Genomic DNA, 19723 nt, shown 5'->3' with positions numbered 1-19723 from the left:
CACGCCTCCGTCGTTTGCGGGAACGGTGCGGCCATCGGGTGGTGTGCACAATCAGGAAAATCCCGGGCTGTCACAGGAATTACCCCGAAGCCGCGCAGATAAGGCCAGGGCTAGAAACTTATCGTCGCGACGATTGCTGCCTGTGTGTCCTTGTCACGTGCGAACGAGGGGCGGTTGAGCTGGGTGCCGACCTCCACCTGCAGGTCAAGATAGTGATCGACTGTGTAGTGCAGGTTCACGCCGACGCTGGCCAGTTCCTCAGAGCGCCGAAGGTCGGGAATCCGATTGCGCTGGCGCAGCCAGGCATAGTCGATGAACACGCCCACCTGCATCTGGTCGCTGATCGCCTGCCCCTTGCCGAAATTGCCGATCAGGCTGAACGCGGGCGAGCGCAGCTCGGTCGTCAGTACCAGGCCCTCGCTACCGAGCGCGGTGTTGGTGTCATAACCACGCACGCTGCCGATGCCGCCGCCGCCGATCTGCTCGCTATAGGGCAGATTGTCGCTCGCGACCTGTACCAGGCCGCGCGCGATCCAGCTCATCCCGTGGGGCAGCGTCGTGGTCCGCGTCAGCGAGATCCGGTCATAGACATAGGTCGCATCGGACCCGGGAACGAGCAGCCGGAACGCCGCGTCGTTGTTGTTGTGGGTGATATTCCCGGGCGAGATCACGAGCAGGTTCTCTGCCACGGTCTCGCCGTGGCTATCGGGGAGGCTCGCGGTGTAGATGACGGGAAACTGGAATATCCCCACCGCATTGTCGAGAATGCGGAATCTCGCGAACTCGAGATTGCTGTCGGTCCGCTTGAAATCGAAGCCGGCCTGCAGGCGCTGCTTCAACCCGCCCCAGAGAGGCAGATCGGATGACCAGCGCATGCTGACCTGCCCCGAATGGCCCCTGCTCCTGAAGATCGGGGCAAGTCGGGGCGTCTGCGTCGCGTAGGCTCCGAAGAAGAGCACGCGGTTGTAGGCGTCGATCGGGACCACATAGCTCGCAGAATGCGATTCATAGCGACCATTGAAGGCGCGCGTGAACTGGTAGGAAAGGATCTGGCCCGTGCCAGCGACGTTGCCCCAGTTGAAGCCGACATACCATTCGTCACGATCAAGCGTCGGCACACCCTGATTGTCATAGCCTGCATAGACACGCCAGGGAGCGCGGTCCTGCGCCTGAAGCTCGATATCCGTCAGTCCCGTCTCGCGTCCAGGCTTGGCGATCGCGCTGACGGTGAGGAAGGGGTTCTGGTTATAGTCCTCGAGCGCTTCGCGAAGCCGCGGTGTCGTCAGCACCTCGCCGCTCTTCAGGTCGCCGAAGTCCCGGATCAGCTCGGTAGAGAAATGCCGGTTCCCGGTGACCGTGACCTCACCGACGCGATATTCGGTGATGACGACCTGGACGATGCCATTCTCCACATTCTGCGGCGGCACCGAGACGTGGACGAAAGGATGCTCCTTCGCGCGATAGGTTTCGCGGACCAGATGCCCGATCGCATCGAGGTCAGCCTGGGTCAGGGGGGGGCCGATATAGGGGCGAAGCTTTGCCGCAAAGTCGGGATCCGAAAGGAGCGGCGCCTCACGCACCCCAATGCCGTCTGAAACTGTCTCCGGCGCGACGCCGCCCGCCTGAAGCCTGCCCATACCGTCCACGAAGACAAGGCCCCTCAACTCGGGAACAAGCACTCGCGTATCTCCCTCGACGGGAGCCGCTTCCGGCGGAACCTCGACCGGGGGAGTAGCGGGTTGCGGCGGCAACTTGGGCTGGACGCGCTCGAAATCCTGGGCATTGGCGGCGACGGGGAGCAGCACACCGAGCATAATGAGCACGGCGCAGCGCATGCTGCGCGGCATCGGGTGCGCGCGCTTCACTGTGGGCCCTCAAGGAAGTTGACGGTCAGCGGAAGCGTCGATTGCACCTGCCAGTTTTTCGCGCGCCTTCCCTGTATCAGGACCTGTTCGGTCGAATTGATCGTAGGTGCACCGCTCTGAACGACGACACTCGTGTCGGACGGTGTCGTGCTGCGCGCCGCGACGATGCTCGGCAAACCGCTAAAGGCGTTGGTCCGGCCAAGATAGATCGGATCCACCACGGGATAGGGTATGTAGAAATGGGGATTACCGACGGTCCGGCCGAAGCGCAGGAACAGATCTGGGAAGTCGGGGAAGCAGTCACTTGTCGGCACGCGGACGCAGATATCTCGATCGGGGATGATCGTGCCGGGCCCCGAGGCAGTGGTCGGCAGGATGTAGTTGGAAAACAGCGTGCCCGTGTTTGCCGTGAAGTCGTCGGGCTCGAGCGCGACCGTAACCGTCCGGTCGCCTGGCTCACGAGCATCATAGGTGCCGAAGGTTTCGGTGACGAGCGCGCCTTCGCCAGGAGCAAAGCCCGAAAGCGCGAAATTGTCGGACGTCAGGATCGCATCGGTATTGCCGTCATAGGTCTTAGTGGGGTTGCCGATGATCGCAGCGGTGATCGTCGCGCGGTCGATCTGGCCCGGCCCGCTCGCGCTGGTCGGGAGGATATAGTTGGAGAGCAAGGTGCTGCCATTGGCCGTGAAATTGCCGCTGCCAAGCGTCGCGGTCACGATGCGTGAGCCGGCGTTCTTGTCGTCGTAGCTGCCGACCGTCTGCGTAACCGTGGCGCCGTCGCTCCCGAGGAACCCGGTGAGCGCAAAGTTGGAGGGCGCCAGGGTTGCCGCGGTCGTACCGTTATAGATCCTGGTCGGGTTGTTGATGATCGCGGCGGCAAGGGCTCTTGGATCGATCTGCCCCGGTCCGGTGGCGGTCATAGGCAGGACATAGTTGGAGAGCAACGTCCCCGAGTTCGCCACGAGGTCCGTGCCGTCCAGCGTCGCGGTCACGGTGCGCGCGCCGGCGTTGGCGCTGTCATAGACCCCCACCGTCTCGGTCACGGTCGCCCCCTGTCCCGCAACGAAGCCCGTCAGCGCATAGTTGGCCGAGGCAAGCGTCGCGGCGGTCGTCGCATCATAGCCCTTTGTCGGGTTGCCGATGATCGCGGCGAGCAACTGCCTCGTGTCGATCCGCCCAAGTCCCGCCGCGTCGGTCGGCAGGACATAGTTGGACAGCAGCGTGCTCCCATTCGCGGCGAAGTCCGTCGGGTCAAGCATAGCGGTCACAGCGCGCGTTCCTGCGTCTGACGATGCGAACAGGCCCGCGGTCTCGGTGACGGTCATGCTGTCGGAGCCGACGAGTCCGCCAAGCGTGAAATTGGACGGGTTCAGTATTGCGGCGGTCGTGCCGTCATAGATCTTGGTGACGCCCGTCAATGTCGCGATCAGCCGCGCGGGATCGATCTGGCCCGGGCCCGAAGCTGTCGTCGGGAGCACATAGTTTGAGAGCAGCGTGCCGGCATCCGCGGTGAAGTCGGCGGTTTCGAGCGTTGCCGTCACCATGCGCGCGCCGGCGTTGATGCTGTCATAGCTTCCCGCCGTCTCTGTCACTGTCGCGCCCTGGCCGGTGATAAAGCCAGTGAGCTGATAGTTGGCCGAGCCGAGCAGGGCAGCGAGCGTGCCATCATAGGTCTTGGTCGGATTGCCGACGATAACGGCGCCGAGTTGCGCCGGATTGATCAGGCCGGTTCCCGTGGCGGCGGTCGGGAGGTTGTAATTTGAAAGCAGCGTGCCGCTGTTCGCGACGAAATCTCCGCTGTCGAGCGTGGCGCTGATAGCGCGGAGCCCGGCATCCGGGGTGGCGAAGATGCCGACCGTTTCAGTAACGCTCGCGCCTTCACCCGCGACGAAGCCGTTCAGCATGAAATTGGGCGGCGTCAGCACAGCAGAGGTCGTGCCGTCATAGGTCTTGACGACATCCACGAGCGTCGCGGTGAGCGGCGCTGGCGTGATCCGGCCGATGCCGACGGCCTGCGACCTCAGCGCATAATTGGCGAGATCCGTGCCCGGGAGCGCAATAAACTTGGCGGTTGATGCGTCGATCAGCACTGCGTGAAGCCCGACATTCTTGTCGGCGTAGGTTCCAGTCGCCGTACTTTCGACGGAGAGGCCGTCGCTGCCCAGGAAGCCCACCGCCCGGAATTGGATCGATGGCACGACAGCGCTCAGCGTGCCATCATAGACCTTGGTCGGATCGGCGAGAAGGATCAGCGTGATCTCCTTCGGATCGATCGTGCCGGGCCCGGTTGCGGTCAGCGGCAGCGCGTAGTTCCGCAGGTCGGTGCCGCCGTTCGCGACGAAATCGGCGCTCCCGAGCATGGCGGTCACGAGCCGCGCACCGGCATTGGGCGAACCATATTCGCCTGCCGTCTCGGTGATCGTCGCGCCCTGGCCGGCAACGAAACCCGTCAATGCGTAGTTGGCCGAGGTCAGCGTTGCTGCGGTCGTCTGATCATAGATCTTGGTCGGGTTGCCTATGATGAGAGCCGCAAGCTGCGCCTTGGAGATGATGCCGGAGCCGATGGCGCTTGTCGGCAATATGTAGTTCGACAGCAGCGTGCCGCTGTTCGCGACAAAATCGCCCGAATCGAGCGACGACGTGATCAGCTTTATTCCGGCGTCCGCGGTGCCATACACGCCTACGGTCTCAGTGACAGCCGCACCTTCGCCACTGACAAAGCCCGCCAGTGCAAAATTGCCGGGCGTCAGCAACGCCGCCGTGGTGCCGTCATAGGTTTTGGTTGGCAGGCCGATGATAGAGGCCCTCAGCACCCGTGGATCGATCTGTCCGGCGCCGCTGGCGGTGAGCGGCAATATGTAATTGTCGAGGAGCGTGCCACTGTTGGGACTGAAATTGGCAGCGCCAAGCGTCGCTGTGACGATATGCGCGCCCGCATTGGGCCCGTCATAGAGTCCGGCGGTCTGGTTCACCGTCGCCCCCTCACCCGCGATGAATCCCGTCAAATCATAGTTGGCTGCCGTCAGCGTGGCGGCGAGCGTGCCGTCATAGGTCTTGGTCGGGTTGCCGATGATCGCGGCGCTGAGCGCTAGTCGGTCGATCTGACCAGGGCCGGTTGCTTGTGTTGGGAGCACATAGTTTGAAAGCAGCGTGCTGCCGCCTGCTGTGAAGTCGCCGCTGTCGAGCTGTGCGGTGACCGTCCGAATGCCGGCGTTCGCCGAATCATATGCGCCGACGGTCTCGGTAACGATCGCGCTATCGGCCCCGACAAATCCGGTCAGTTGATAATTGGCCGGCCCGAGCGTCGCGGCAACCGTTCCGTCATAGGGCTTGGTCGGATTCCCAATGATCAGCGCAAGCAGCGCCCTGGGATCGATCTGGCCGGGGCCTGTGGCGCTCGTCGGCAGATTGTAATTGTCGAGCAGCGTTCCCGTGTTCGCGCTGAAATCGGTTGCACCGAGCGCAGCCGTCACGGTGCGTGCGCCGGCATTGGCGCTGTCGTAGGTGCCCAGAGTTTGGGTGACGGTTGCGCCTTCGCCAGCCACGAAGCCCGTGAGCTGATAGTTGGCCGCGCCGAGCGTCGCGACGGCGTTGCCGTCAAAGATCTTGGTCGGATTGCCGATGATGGCGGCGACCAGGTCGGCGCGATTGATGGTGCCCAGTCCTTCGGCGCTCGTCGGCAGCACATAGTTGGCGAGCAGCGTGCCGGCGCCGGCGGTGAAATCGGTGCCCGCCAGTGCTGCCGTCACCAGATGCGGGCCGGCATTGGGCGAGGCATAGGCGCCGACGGTCTGATTGATCGTCATCGACTCCGATCCGACCAGCCCGACGAGATTATAGTTCGCAGGGATCAGCGTGGCGGTCGCGTTGCCGTCATAGGTTTTTGTCGGATTGCCGATGATCGCGGCGAGAAGCGCCTTGGGATCGATCGTGCCCGCGCCTGTAGCGTCCGTCGGCAGGATATAGTTGGAAAGCAGCGTCCCTGCATCGGCGGTGAAATCCCCACTCGCCAGTGTGGCGGTTACTATGCGCCCACCCGCATTGGCGGAATCGTACAGGCCGGCTGTCTGCGTGACGGTCGCGCCTTCGCTGAGGACAAAGCCGGTGAGCTGATAGTTGGCGCTTGTCAGCGTCGCGGCATTGCTGCCGTCATAGGTCTTGGTCGGGTTGTTGATGATCGTGGCAGTCAGCGTCGCGGGCGTAATCTCGCCGATCAATGCGTCGTCAATGACGTTGACGATCGAATAGTTGCCCGCCGCCGTGCCCGTCAGCGACAGGCCCGTGACATCGACGGCAATGCCCGTCGCGACGTCCTTGGTGGCGTAACCGCCGCCGGTGATGGCGGCGGCATTGACGGACACGTCATCGCCCGCAACGACGCCGCCCAACGTATAGGCGGCGTTGACCGTCGGCAGCGCGAAGCCGCCATCGTACACCTTGGTCACGCGGATCAGTTGCAGCAGCGCCTGCGTGATATCAGCGGCGAGGCCCTGCGGCTGCTGCAGGACGTAGTTGCCGAACGGATTATTATCGAGCGTGTAGCCCGACGCGGTAACCGGGATCGCCGTACCGACATTGGGCGAGGCGAACACGCCCGTCGCAGCGGCGCTGTTGAGCGCGACCGTGTCTCCCGACACGACATTGTTCAGTATCGCGCCGACGCTGTTCAGCGTGGCTGCGGTGCTCCCGTCATACACTTTGTTGTTGGCGATGACCCCAGAGATCGTCAGCAGCCTCGCATCGATGGTCCCGGCACCACTCGCACTGACGGGCACGATATAGTTGTTGAGGTCGGTGCCCGCGTCGGGCGTGATGAATCCGGCGAGCGAAGCGGTGACCGTGGTCGCATCGACATTCTGCGAATTATAGGCACCTGCAGTCTGGGTGACGCTGGCCCCTTCGCTGAGCACGAAGCCGGTGAACTGGAAATTGGCCGGCGTCAGTATCGCGTTGGCATTGCCGTCATAGGTCTTGGTGGGGTTGCCGATGATCGCAGCGGTGAGCGTCGCCTGCGTGATCGTACCGATGGTGTCGGTGATGCTGGAACTGATGAAATAGTTGCCGCCGCTCGTGCCCGTGAGTGTCAGCCCGTTGACCGTTACGGGCTTGGCGGTGCCGACGTCCTTGCTGTCATTATACTGGCCTGTGACACCCGAGGTCTGCGCTTCGACCGTGTCGCCGCTGAGCACGCCCGTGAAGCCATAGCCGCTCGATGCGGTCGGCAATGCGATCGTGCCGTCATAGACCTTGGTGACCGAGGCGAGGAAAATCTCGAGCGGATTGATATCCGCGGTCAATCCTTGCGGCTGGACCAGTGTGTAGTTTGGCGCATCGGTCCCCGAAATACCGTAGGCGGTCGTGGTGACCGGCTTGTTCGTACCGGCATTGGGATTGTCGAAATTGCCCGTGGCTGCCATCGACAGATTGACCACGTCCCCGGCAAACACGCCACTGAGCGCGGTGCTGGTGTTGTCGAGCTGGGCGATCGTGTTTTGGTCGTAGGTCTTGTCGAGCGCGATCGCGCCGATCACGTTGAGTGTCGCCGGGGTGATGATCCCTATAGGCTCGCTGGTCGTCGTCGGGCTGATGATATAGTTGGGCGCATCCGCGCCGGTCAGCGCCACGCCCGCCAAAGTGACCGGCTTGCCGGTGCCGACATTCTTGTCGTTATAGTCACCGGTAATGCCACTGGCGTTCACCGAAACATCGTCGCTGCCGAACGCGCCCGCGAGCGTATAGGCGCTGTTGGCCGTGGGGGCGGTCGTCGTTGCGTCATAAACCTTGGTGACAGAGGCGAGTGCGATCGTCGCCTGCGTAATGTCGGCGAAGAGTCCGACAGGTTGCAGCACGAGGTAGTTGGCGGCGTCGGTGCCCGCGATGGCGTAGCCCGTCGCTGTGACCGGCTTGTTGGTGCCGACATTCTTGTTGTCGAACGTGCCGGTGGCGCCGGTGGAAACGACATTCACGGTGTCGCCCGCGAACACACCGGTCAGGTCGGCATTGCTGCTGTCCAGCGACGCGGCGATGGTGCCGTCATAGATCTTGTCGAGCGCGAGCACGTCGATCACCTGCACCTGCGCCTGCGTGATTGTCCCTGCGCCGCTTGCGCTGACTGGCAGGACGTAGTTGGTGAGAATGGTCCCGCCCGTCGGGGCATAGTCGCCCGCGGCGAGCGACGCCGTCACCACGCGGCTTCCGGCATTTTTGCTGTCATAGATACCCGCGGTCTGCGTGACGGTCGCGCCTTCGCCCGCAACGAAACCCTGCACGCTGAAATTGCTGCTGGTCAGAATGGCGGCAGTGGTCGCGTCATAGACCTTGGTCGGGTTGTTGATGATCGAGGCGATGAGCTGCGCCGGGTTGATCGTTCCGGGACCCGAAATGACCGTCGGCAGCAGGTAGTTGGAAAGCAGCGTTCCCGCATTGGGCACGATATCCGACACGACGATCGTGGCATTGACCGTGCGTGCGCCGGCATTCGGGCTGTCATAGGCAGCGCCGGCCGACTGTGTGATCGCCCCGCCTTCTCCGGTGATGAATCCGGTCAGCGAATAATTGGAGGCGCCCAGCGAGACCTGGGTCGTGCCGTCATATGTCTTGGTCGGGTTGCCGAGGATCGCGCCCGAGAGCGGCCGGGGGTTGATGTCCGCGGTCAGCCCCGAAGGCTGGCTCAGCGAATAATTGCCTGCCTGCGGACCGGCGATCGAATAGCCACCGATATTGACACGCAGATCGGTGCCGACATTCGACTGCAGGAACGAAGCCGTCGAGCCCGATGCGTTCAGCAACACCGTATCGCCACTCAGCACCCCGATCAGCGACGCCGATCCATCCAGCGTGGCGGCTGTCGTGCCGTCATAGATCTTGTCCAGCGCAGTGACGTTGGCGATGGTTAGGCCCCGCGGCGTGATGTTCGCCGCAAGCCCGCCGGGCTGGAAGAGCTGGTAGTTGCCGATATCCGCACCGGCAATCGTGTAGCCGGCAACGGTGACCGCGATGCCGGTGCCGACGTTGGGCGTGGCGAAGGTTCCAGTGGACGCAGAAGGATCAAGCGTCACGTCATCGCCCGCGATAACCCCGAAAAGCGTCACCGCACCCGCGAGTTGCGCAACGGTCGTCTGGTCATAGACCTTGTTCTGCGCGCTGACGTTCAGAATGTTGAGGGGTGCGGGGGTGATCGTGCCCGGCCCCGACGCATCGAGCGGCAGCACATAGTTCGCGAGCAAGGTCCCCGGCCCCGCGATGAAGCTGGCCTGCGACGGGAAGAATGCGGACACTATGCGGCTGCCGGCGTCGGCCGTGTCATAGTCGCCGATATTGCCGGGCGTGACACTGATGCTCTCGCTGCCGATCAGGCCGGAGATCAGGAAGCTCGAGGGATTGAGGCCGATGCGCGTCGCCCCGTCATAGACGCGAGTCGGGTTGCCGATGATCGACGCGGTCAGAAGCGCTTTGAGGATCGTGCCGACACCGGTGGCTTCTGTGGGCAGCGTGTAATTGTTGAGGTTGGTGTTCGGGAAGGGCAGGAAATCGGTCGGGTCGAGCTGCACGAATACGGGCTTCTGCCCGGCATTGGGATCGGCATACTCCCCGACCGTTTCCGTGACGATGGCGCCTTCGCCGGGGATGAATCCGCTGAGCGTGTAGTCCGAGGGTGAGAGCGTTGCGACGATCGTCCCGTCATAGACCTTGGTGGGATTGCCGGTGATGTCGACGATGACGACGCCCGGGCCCAGCGGGATGCGCGTGATCGTGCCCGGCCCGGTCACCGGCGACGGGACGATGTAGTTGGACATCAGGGTGCCGGGATCGGGATTGAAATTGCTCGCGTCGAGTGACGCGGTGACGGTCCAGACCCCCGCATCGGACGAAGCGTATTGCCCCGATGTCTGTGTGACGGTTGCGCCTTCTCCGACCACGAAGCCGTCGACCTCGAAATTGGACGGCCCAAGCGAGGCATTGGCATTGCCGTCATAGCCCTTGGTGGGATTGTTGATGATGATGATCGTCAACGGTGCGGCCGTGATCTCGCCCTGGATCGTTCCCAGCGTCGGCAGGAGATAGTTGGAAAGCAACGTTCCCGGTGCTGCCTGGAAGTCGGACGGTGAGAGCGAAATCGCGATGTCCCAGACACCGACATTCTTCGAGGCGTAATTGAGCCCGGAAGCCTGGGTCAGCGAAATCGTTTCCCCGGGCGCGAAATTGCCAAGCGCGACCTGGGACTGGTCCACGAAGGCATTGGTCGTCCCATCGTAGATCTTGGTGGGCAGGCCATTGGCCGCGAGAGTGAGCGGGCGCGGCGTGATGTCCGCCGCCAGCCCCGCTGCGAAGCTGAAATTATAGTTGCCGGCGTCGACGCCGCTCAGCGTCACGCCGCTGATCGTGACCGGGATATCCTGTGCGACGTCCTTGCTCGCAAATTCGATCTGTGCGCCGGTTCCGGCAACAGGCACGACGTCATCACCCGGGATGAGCCCGCTGACGATAAGACCGCCGGTATTGACGGTGGCAAAGCGCGTTCCGTCATAGATCTTGTCATTTGCCGTCAGCCCCGACACCAAGAGCGCCGCCGGCGTGATGTTGGCCGCAAGCCCCGTCGGTTGGGAAACGACGTAGTTGGCCGCGGCAGCCCCACTCAGCGTGAATCCGGTTCCCGTAACCGCTATCGCGTTCCCGACATTCTTTGTCGCGAAAATCCCTGTCGCACCTCCCGCGTCGAGAGACACGACATCGCTTCCGACGATTCCGAACAGCGATGCAGCGCCGGTATTGAGCACCGCGGCAGTCGTCCCGTCATAGACCTTGTCGTTCGCCGTCAGTCCGCTGATCAGAAGCTGCGCGGGATTGATCAGGCCGGGTCCAGTAGCAACCGTCGGCAGCACATAGTTGGTGAGGCTGGTCCCGCTGCCCGCGCTGAAATTGGGGGTGGAGAAGGTCGCGTTGACCGTGCGGTTTCCCGCATTGGCGGCGTCATAGGCGGCGGTGGCCGCCGCGCTGACCGTGATCGTCTCGCCGGCAGCAACGCCGGCAAGTGCAAAGTTGGCCGATGTCAGCGCAACCGCCGCCGACGCATTGTAGGTCTTGGTCGGATTGCCGATGATGCTCGCCGTGAGGACGGCCGGATTGATCGTGCCTGTACTGGCGGTGACCGGCGCGTTGGACGCGTAGCCGAACACCGGAATGCCGTCGTGCGTCGCCTGAAAATTGTTGGCGGTCACCGCAATGCCAGTGGCCGAATCCTTGCTGGCGTACACGCCATCGAGCGTCCAGTCGTCATTGTTGATTAGGCCGGTGACGGTCGTGTTCGTGTCGTCGAGAAATGCCGTCGTCGTGCCGTCATAGCTCTTGGTGACGGCGCCGAGGCTGATCGCCACGCTGGGCGCGATACTGTAGAGCAGGCCATTGCCCGCCGCCGCGGGGGCGGTGCCGAACGGCGCCGCATATTGATAGAAGCCGGGGGTCAATCCGCCCGTGGTGTCGTTCGCGGGATCGCCCGAATAGACGAGCCACTGCCCGCCCGCCGTCAGTGCCGCGGCGCCGGCCTGGTTGATGAAGCTTCCCGTCTCGACCAGCACGTTGCCCGTGCTTGCCACGCTGGCGGCAAGCGTCGTGCTTCCCGCTGCACGCAAGGTCACCGAGCCGCCACCCGAAATCTGCTGGTTCACCGCAAGGTTGCGAAAGGCGTCGAGGGTGAGGTCGCCACTCCCCGTCCATATCACCGGCGCCGCAACGGTGATGTCGCCCGCACCGCCGCTGCCACTGGCGGTTTCCTGCGTGACGTCGGTGCCGCCATCGAGCGACGCGGTGATCGTCGCGGCCAGCGCGGTGTCGATGGTGATGTCGCTGGGATCGAGCAGCCACAGTCCGCCCTTCCCAGCATCGATCCGCGCGGTTCCGATATCTACCGCCTTGCCCGATGTCTCGATCCGCCCGCCGCCGAGCGCCCCGCCCGCGAGCAGCGTCGTGCTCGACTCGATCGTCAGGCTTTCGGCGAGTTCCGAGCCCGTCCCGAAATGCGATGCGCCGACCAGCACCTCACCGCCTTTGCTGCCCGCGGCGGTCACATAAGCCGACGAGGCGAGACGCACATCCTTGCCGTTGACGCCGATCGTGCCGCCGCTGCCGTCGACATTGGTCGCGGCGAGCGTGCCCGAAACCTCGACCTTGCCCTTGGGTGCGGCGAGCCAGAGTTCGCCGTTGATCGTCTCGGTGCCCGTCGCCTGGACAAGGCCGTCGCGATTGCCCGCAAGCGCGAAGATATTGCCGCCCGCGGTCTTGAGCGCCGCCGCAGCAGCCTCGATGCGGCCGGTCTGGGTGACGTCACCGTCGCCGCCATTGGCGAAGGATACGAAGATATTCTCGGCCTTGCCATCGGTCGTCGCCAGCAGCACGTCATTCGCGGCCGCCAGCGAGACGCGGCCCTTCGATGCCTGGATAGTCCCGGAATTGGTGACCGCACGCGCGATCATCACGACGCTGCCCGACTGCGAGACGATCGAACCCTGGTTGACGATCGCGCCCGCAGACGTGCCCGAAATTGCGAGCGGCCCGCCCGCCATGAAGGCGCCCGGATCGATCTGCCGCGTCGAGGCGACGAAGCTGCCACCCGTCAGCACGCGACCGCCCGGCCCAACGATGACGCCATGCGGGTTCATCAGATAGACCGAACCCGTCGCCGAAAGCTTGCCGTCGATCTGCGAGATCTGCCCGCCAAGCACGCGATTGAGCGTCGCGCCACTTGCATTGTCGATATGAACCTGGTGCTGGGTGGCGATAGAAAATGCGCCCCAGTCAATCACGCCGCGTTGCGAGGACTGGGTGATGCTGAGCGCGGTGGGGGAAGGCTGGCTGATCTGGCCCGCGCCAGCGACGAAAACCCCGCCCGTCGGAAGCCCTGCGGGGACGGTCTGGGCAGCGACGGGCCCGGCGGCCAGGCCCAGAGCGACGATGGCACCGCATAACAGGTCGGGGGCCCGGCAATGTCCGCCCAGTCGCCGCCAGACCTGCCACCCCGCAGCTCGAGCTTCGCCCGTAGAGAGTGCCGTTCCCCTCAGCAGCGCGTATAAATGGCGCCTCAGCATGATGACGTCCCCTCTTGCAGGACTTGCTCACCTGGTAAGGGATCATCTTATGGTCGATCGGATAGCAAGCCTATCGGGAAAAACCCCTAGAGCATTGAGTTCGGGCGCTATTTGATTCGAATGCGATATGAATTTCCGGCGTGTCGCCTGAAAAACACTTCTCGGTCATTCGGACGGCAGTTGGCGGCCGAAAATGCGGAAAGCGGTCTTGAGCGCTTTCGGGACGTGGTTGGCGCGCCAAAGGCAGGAACCGCCTGAATCCCACACCTACATCCCTCAAAATTCACGCCCAAGAGCAAACGCTCATTCAACTCGACCGGAGTGGCTCCAAATGGCCGTGTCCGGAACGGCAGCTATGCGTGGCGATGGCCAGCACACTGCCATTGGTCCAGCATCGTTCGCAGCGATTGCCATGCATCCAAGCCAAGAAAGCGCAGGCCATGGTCATCGCTCCGACGGGGCGTCGGATGCGCCCACCGCCCTAACCCGGAAAGGCATCACCTGAGCAAGTTCCCGAACAATGTCAGGGTAAATCCCGATACTGCGTCCATGCGCCACACGCCAAAATCAAAGCTCCATGTGGTCAAGCGAGGAGAGATTCGATGGCAAAGGCAAAGCCCAATATTCTCGTCATGTGGGGAGACGACATCGGTCAGTCGAACCTCAGCATCTTCACCAAAGGAATGATGGGCTACACGACGCCCAACATCGATCGCGTTGCCCAGGAAGGCATGCTGTTCACCGACTATTATGCCGAGCAGAGCTGCACTGCCGGCCGCGCCAGTTTCATCACTGGCCAGGGCGGGCTTCGTACGGGCCTCACCAAGGTCGGCATGCCGGGCGCCAAAGAAGGCATGAAGGATTCGATCCCGACAATCGCCACCGTGCTCAAGGCGCAGGGCTATGCGACAGGACAGTTCGGCAAGAACCATCTCGGCGACCGTGACGAGCAACTGCCGACGATGCATGGCTTCGACGAATTCTTCGGCAATCTCTACCACCTCAATGCCGAGGAGGAGCCGGAGAACCCTGACTATCCCGACCCAAAGGAATTCCCCAACTTCAAGAAGCGCTTCGGCCCGCGCGGCGTGCTTCACTGCAAGTCGGACGGCAAGGGAGGCCAATCGATCGAGGACACCGGCCCGCTGACCAAGAAGCGGATGGAGACGATCGACGACGAGGTGACTGAAAGGGCTGTCGCGTTCATCCGCGACCAGGTGAAGGCAGGCGTTCCGTTCTTCGTCTGGTTCAATACCACGCACATGCACTTCCGGACCCATGTGAAGCCGGAGAGCAGAGGCCAAGCCGGGCGCTGGCAGAGCGAGTATCACGACGTCATGATCGATCACGACAAGGCGATCGGCGTGCTGCTCGACCTCGTCGACGAGCTCGGCATCGCCGACGACACCTTCGTCATGTACTCGACCGACAACGGCCCGCACTGCAACTCTTGGCCGGATGCGGGCACCACCCCGTTCCGCTCGGAAAAGAACACAAGCTGGGAAGGCGCCTATCGCGTGCCCGCGCTGGTCCGCTGGCCGGGCAAAATTCCGGCGGGCTCGATCTCGACCGACATCGTATCGCACCTCGACTGGCTGCCGACCTTCGCCGAAATGGCCGGCGCGGGAAGCATCAAGGAGGACTTGCTGAAGGGCGCCACGCTCAACGGCAAGAAATTCAAGTCCCACCTCGACGGCTTCAGCCTGGTCGGCCACCTGACCAAGGGCGAGAAGAGCCCGCGCAAGGGCTTCATCTACTTCACCGACGAGGGCGAAGTCGCAGCCCTGCGCATGGACAACTGGAAGGTGGTGTTCATGGAGCAGAAGTGCCAGGGCACGCTGGAGATCTGGGGCCGCCCCTTCGTCACCGGTCGCATCCCCAAGCTCTTCAACCTGCGGACCGACCCGTACGAGTTCGCCGACATCACCTCGAACAGCTATTGGGACTGGTATATCGACCGGGCGTTCATCCTGGTCCCCTGCCAGGACATTATCGGCGAGTATCTCGGGACGCTGAAGGACTTCCCGCCGGCTCAGAAGGCAGGCAGCTTCAATCTCGAGAAGGTGATGGACACGTTGCAGTTCGGCGCCACCGGCTCCGCCTGAAGATTGGATGCCCGCACTGTCCTCGCTGCGCCAAGGCGTAGCGGCGATAGTGGATCGGGAGTGCCCGTCGGCAACAAACTGCGGCGCCCACCCTGACCTTGAGCAAGGCGGCAACGCTGTTGCCGCCTTGCCTGACTTCGTCGCCGGGAAGAGGCGCAATCTTCAGGGCCGGACGATGCCGGGCGCGTCGGCTGAATCACCAGACCGCGGTCGATAATCACCCCCCGACCGCAGTGTTTGAGGCAATAAAAAAGCCCCTTGGCGTGTTGCCGAGGGGCTGGGTGTTGTGTTGGTTGCGGGAGCAGGATTTGAACCTGCGACCTTCAGGTTATGAGCCTGACGAGCTACCGGGCTGCTCCATCCCGCGTCACCAATGTGGGCCGGAAGGGAGACGGAAGCGTTAGCTTCCGCAAGGCCGACCGGCCGCCGCGCCTTATTGGCGCGTATCTCGTCGCGGATGCGACGAAACAACAAACAAAGTGAATGGGTTCTTGTGTAAGGACATTTCCGCTTATGCGCCGGCTTCAAAGCCTGGCGACGACCTACTCTTCCAGTGCTTAAGCAATAGTACCATCGGCGCAGTCTGGTTTCACGGCCGAGTTCGGGATGGGATCGGGTGGGTCACAGACGCTATGGTCACCAAGCTATGGAGCCGGCGCATGAGCGGAGGTTTGTTCTTAAAAATCGATACCGTGCACATTGAAGTGTTCGAGACCAAATTATTGGGCTGCTTTAATTATCCAACCGCAACGGCAACCAGAGTTGTCATTGATGGTGGGACTATCAAGCGTGAATAGAGCAATTAGTACTGGTTAGCTCCACGCATTACTGCGCTTCCACATCCAGTCTATCAACGTCGTGGTCTCCGACGGCTCTATGAAATCTTATCTTGAGGGAGGCTTCCCGCTTAGATGCTTTCAGCGGTTATCCCGTCCATACATAGCTACCCTGCTGCACCGTTGGCACGATGACAGGTCCACCAGAGGTATGTTCAACCCGGTCCTCTCGTACTAGGGTCAACTCCTCTCAAATTTCGACGCCCACGGCAGATAGGGACCAAACTGTCTCGCGACGTTCTGAACCCAGCTCACGTACCACTTTAATTGGCGAACAGCCAAACCCTTGGGACCTGCTCCAGCCCCAGGATGTGATGAGCCGACATCGAGGTGCCAAACAACCCCGTCGATATGAGCTCTTGGGGGTTATCAGCCTGTTATCCCCGGCGTACCTTTTATCCGTTGAGCGATGGCCCTTCCACGAGGGACCACCGGATCACTATGACCGACTTTCGTCTCTGCTCGACTCGTCAGTCTCGCAGTCAGGCTGGCTTATGCCATTGCACTCTAACAGACGGTTTCCAACCGTCCTGAGCCAACCATCGCGCGCCTCCGTTACTCTTTAGGAGGCGACCGCCCCAGTCAAACTACCCGCCACAGAGGGTCCCCGCACCGGATAACGGTGCTGGGTTAGACATCAGAAAACAACAGGGTGGTATTTCACCTATGGCTCCACCAGGGCTGGCGCCCCGGCTTCAAAGCCTCCCACCTATGCTACACAATTCTTTCCTAATGCCACTCTGAAGCTGCAGTAAAGGTGCACGGGGTCTTTCCGTCTAACCGCGGGTACTCCGCATCTTCACGGAGAATTCAATTTCGCTGAGCATGTACTGGAGACAGTGGGGAAGTCGTTACGCCATTCGTGCAGGTCGGAACTTACCCGACAAGGAATTTCGCTACCTTAGGACCGTTATAGTTACGGCCGCCGTTTACCTGGGCTTCATTTCGGAGCTTGCACCCCTCCACTTAACCTTCAGGCACCGGGCAGGCGTCAGGCCCTATACGTCGTCTTGAAGCCGACTTAGCAGAGCCCTGTGTTTTTGCTAAACAGTCGCTACCCCCTGGCCTGTGCCCCCCACAAAAAGTTGCCTTGATGTGGGGCCTCCTTCTTCCGAAGGTACGGAGGCAATTTGCCGAGTTCCTTCAGTACACTTCTCTCAAGCGCCTTGGTATACTCTACCAGACCACCTGTGTCGGTTTCGGGTACGGTCTATACGGTGGGGCTATTTCCTGGAACCTCTTCGAAGCACGTCCAATCCGTTAAGGACGTACAACATACGAGATCCGTCACACACCACCAGGCCCACGAATATTAACGTGGTTCCCATCGACTACCCCCTTCGGGCTCGTCTTAGGGGCCGGCTCACCCTGCTCAGATTAGCTTTAAGCAGGAACCCTTGGTCTTTCGGCGAGAGGGCATCTCACCCTCTTTATCGCTACTCATGTCTGCATTCGCACTTCCGATACCTCCACCGTCGGTTACCCTTCGGCTTCACAGGCTTACGGAACGCTCCGCTACCGCGTGGATAAATCCACACCCTAAGCTTCGGTGCACGTCTTGAGCCCCGTTACATCTTCGCCGCAGGATCTCTTATCTAGACCAGTGAGCTGTTACGCTTTCTTTAAAGGATGGCTGCTTCTAAGCCAACCTCCTGGTTGTTTTGGAGATCCCACATGCTTTCCCACTTAGACGTGACTTGGGGACCTTAGCTGTAGGTCAGGGCTGTTTCCCTTTTGACGACGGACCTTAGCACCCGCCGTCTGTCTCCTGGACAGTACTCGTTGGTATTCGGAGTTTGGTTAGAGTTGGTAGATCTCGCGACCCCCGCATCCATCCAGTGCTCTACCCCCAACGGTATTCATCCAAGGCTCTACCTCAATAGATTTCGCGGAGAACCAGCTATTTCCCGGCTTGATTGGCCTTTCACCCCTAAACACAACTCATCCGATAATTTTTCAACATTAAACGGTTCGGTCCTCCAGTGGGTGTTACCCCACCTTCAACCTGGTCATGCCTAGATCGCCGGGTTTCGGGTCTAATGCATCAAACTCTGTCGCCCTATTAAGACTCGCTTTCGCTGCGCCTACACCTATCGGCTTAAGCTTGCTTGATACACTAAGTCACAGACCCATTATGCAAGAGGTACGCTGTCACCCCATAAAGAGGCTCCAACTGCTTGTAAGCATTCGGTTTCAGGTACTGTTTCACTCCCCTCATCGGGGTGCTTTTCACCTTTCCCTCACGGTACTAGTTCGCTATCGGTCATGCACGAGTATTTAGGCTTGGAGGGTGGTCCCCCCATGTTCAGACAGGGTTTCACGTGCCCCGCCCTACTCGAATCCTGATGTCCTATTTTCGCATACGGGGCTGTCACCCGCTATGGCGCCACTTTCCAGAGGCTTCTGCTAATTAAACACCAGGCATTGGCCTGGTCCGCGTTCGCTCGCCACTACTAACGGAATCTCGGTTGATGTCTTTTCCTCCGGGTACTGAGATGTTTCAGTTCTCCGGGTTCGCTTTACCAAGGCTATTTTATTCACCAAGGTAATATCCTTTCCCATTTAACCCAGATCCCGGATCAAGTCCGGGACAAGGATTAAATGGTAAGGATGGGTTTCCCCATTCGGAAATCGTCGGGTCAAAGGTTGCTCACACCTCACCGACGCTTATCGCAGCGTGCCACGTCCTTCATCGCCTGTGCATGCCAAGGCATCCACCAAATGCTCTTACCTCACGTTTGAGAGTCCACACCACCAATGACAACGCTGGAAAACCTCTCCTTGCAAAAGAGGCCGCCATCGAATGCGCGTCACGGTAAATGCAGATAATTAAATCTCAGCCAAATGATTTAGTAACAATATAAATCACGCCCGTAAGCGCGATCGATACTGCCACGGCATCGATTTTAAGAACCCATTCACAATGTCAAATATTGGGGAGCAGATCTCCCCATATTGCCGGCAAAAGCCGGCAAACTCATGTCTTCATCTCTGGAAATATCTTGGTGTGCGCGTCAGCGGCTTCGCTTCGCTGCGCCGATCCTTGTCCTCGTCGATCCCCCGGATCGACTGTGGGCAAGGATGGTGGAGCCTATCGGGATCGAACCGATGACCTGATGCTTGCAAAGCAACCGCTCTCCCAGCTGAGCTAAGGCCCCATAACCCTGCACGGCCCCTCCGCGGACAAGCCGCTTCGGGATCATCGTGCTCGCCGATCTCCCAGATCGGCTGTGCGCGATGATGGTGGGCCGAGTAGGAGTTGAACCTACGACCTCACGCTTATCAGGCGTGCGCTCTAACCACCTGAGCTACCGGCCCCCAAATCGGGAACTCATCAAAGCGATGCTTTGATGAAACCCACCGCACCAAAGCCGGCCATAAAGGCCGCGGGCGGCGTGAGCCAGCTCAGGCTTTCGCGCCAATCGTCTCGATCGGCGCGATTTCCAGTGATGAAGGGACATGAGGACGGCGGCTATGTTCTTTGGAAAAGGAGGAAGCTCTTTCCTGAAACAAGTTCAGGACGCTTTCCGCCGATATCCTTAGAAAGGAGGTGATCCAGCCGCAGGTTCCCCTACGGCTACCTTGTTACGACTTCACCCCAGTCGCTAAACCCACCGTGGTCGCCTGCCTCCCTTGCGGGTTAGCGCAGCGCCTTCGGGTGAATCCAACTCCCATGGTGTGACGGGCGGTGTGTACAAGGCCTGGGAACGTATTCACCGCGGCATGCTGATCCGCGATTACTAGCGATTCCGCCTTCATGCTCTCGAGTTGCAGAGAACAATCCGAACTGAGACAACTTTTGGAGATTAGCTCACCCTCGCGAGTTTGCTGCCCAC

Annotated in this window: 3 protein-coding genes, 3 tRNA genes and 3 rRNA genes; 1 reads left to right on the top strand and 8 read right to left on the bottom strand. The window is 61.2% G+C overall.

Features of this window, described 5'->3' with window-relative positions; genetic code table 11:
- Positions 1–110: 110 nt before the first annotated feature.
- Complete coding sequence (locus D3876_RS00045) at positions 111–1865, bottom strand: ShlB/FhaC/HecB family hemolysin secretion/activation protein (protein ID WP_119759105.1); 1755 nt, start codon at positions 1863–1865, stop codon at positions 111–113.
- A complete protein-coding gene (locus tag D3876_RS00040; RefSeq protein ID WP_119759104.1) occupies positions 1862–12946 on the bottom strand; it encodes a YDG domain-containing protein in 11085 nt (3694 codons plus the stop codon). The genes D3876_RS00045 and D3876_RS00040 overlap by 4 nt, the downstream gene beginning before the upstream one ends.
- Positions 12947–13548: 602 nt before the next feature.
- Between D3876_RS00040 and D3876_RS00035 the strand changes: the two genes are divergently transcribed.
- Positions 13549–15051 (top strand): arylsulfatase, encoded by a 1503-nt coding sequence (locus tag D3876_RS00035; protein WP_119759103.1) that lies wholly within the window; start codon positions 13549–13551, stop codon positions 15049–15051.
- Between the two features lie 290 nt (positions 15052–15341).
- On the opposite strand, the gene D3876_RS00030 is transcribed toward D3876_RS00035, so the two are convergent.
- The 6 genes from D3876_RS00030 to D3876_RS00005 form a co-directional block, all read right to left on the bottom strand.
- Positions 15342–15418, bottom strand: a tRNA-Met gene (locus D3876_RS00030).
- A gap of 162 nt (positions 15419–15580) precedes the next feature.
- A 5S ribosomal RNA gene (rrf, locus tag D3876_RS00025) occupies positions 15581–15695 on the bottom strand.
- 138 nt (positions 15696–15833) lie between these two features.
- A 23S ribosomal RNA gene (locus D3876_RS00020) occupies positions 15834–18628 on the bottom strand.
- Positions 18629–18969: 341 nt separating this feature from the next.
- Positions 18970–19045: transfer RNA gene (locus D3876_RS00015), tRNA-Ala, on the bottom strand.
- A gap of 83 nt (positions 19046–19128) precedes the next feature.
- Positions 19129–19205: transfer RNA gene (locus D3876_RS00010), tRNA-Ile, on the bottom strand.
- A 225-nt stretch (positions 19206–19430) separates the two neighbouring features.
- A 16S ribosomal RNA gene (locus tag D3876_RS00005) occupies positions 19431–19723 on the bottom strand; the annotation flags it as partial.

Source organism: Sphingomonas cavernae, from assembly GCF_003590775.1.
Lineage (GTDB): Bacteria > Pseudomonadota > Alphaproteobacteria > Sphingomonadales > Sphingomonadaceae > Sphingobium_A > Sphingobium_A cavernae.
This window is presented reverse-complemented; position numbering and strand designations above follow the sequence as displayed.

Excerpts from the sequence above, each read along its gene's own strand:
- D3876_RS00040 (WP_119759104.1), bottom strand. The coding sequence starts at position 12,946 with ATGCTGAGGCGCCATTTATACGCGCTGCTGAGGGGAACGGCACTCTCT.
- D3876_RS00035 (WP_119759103.1), top strand. The coding sequence starts at position 13,549 with ATGGCAAAGGCAAAGCCCAATATTCTCGTCATGTGGGGAGACGACATC.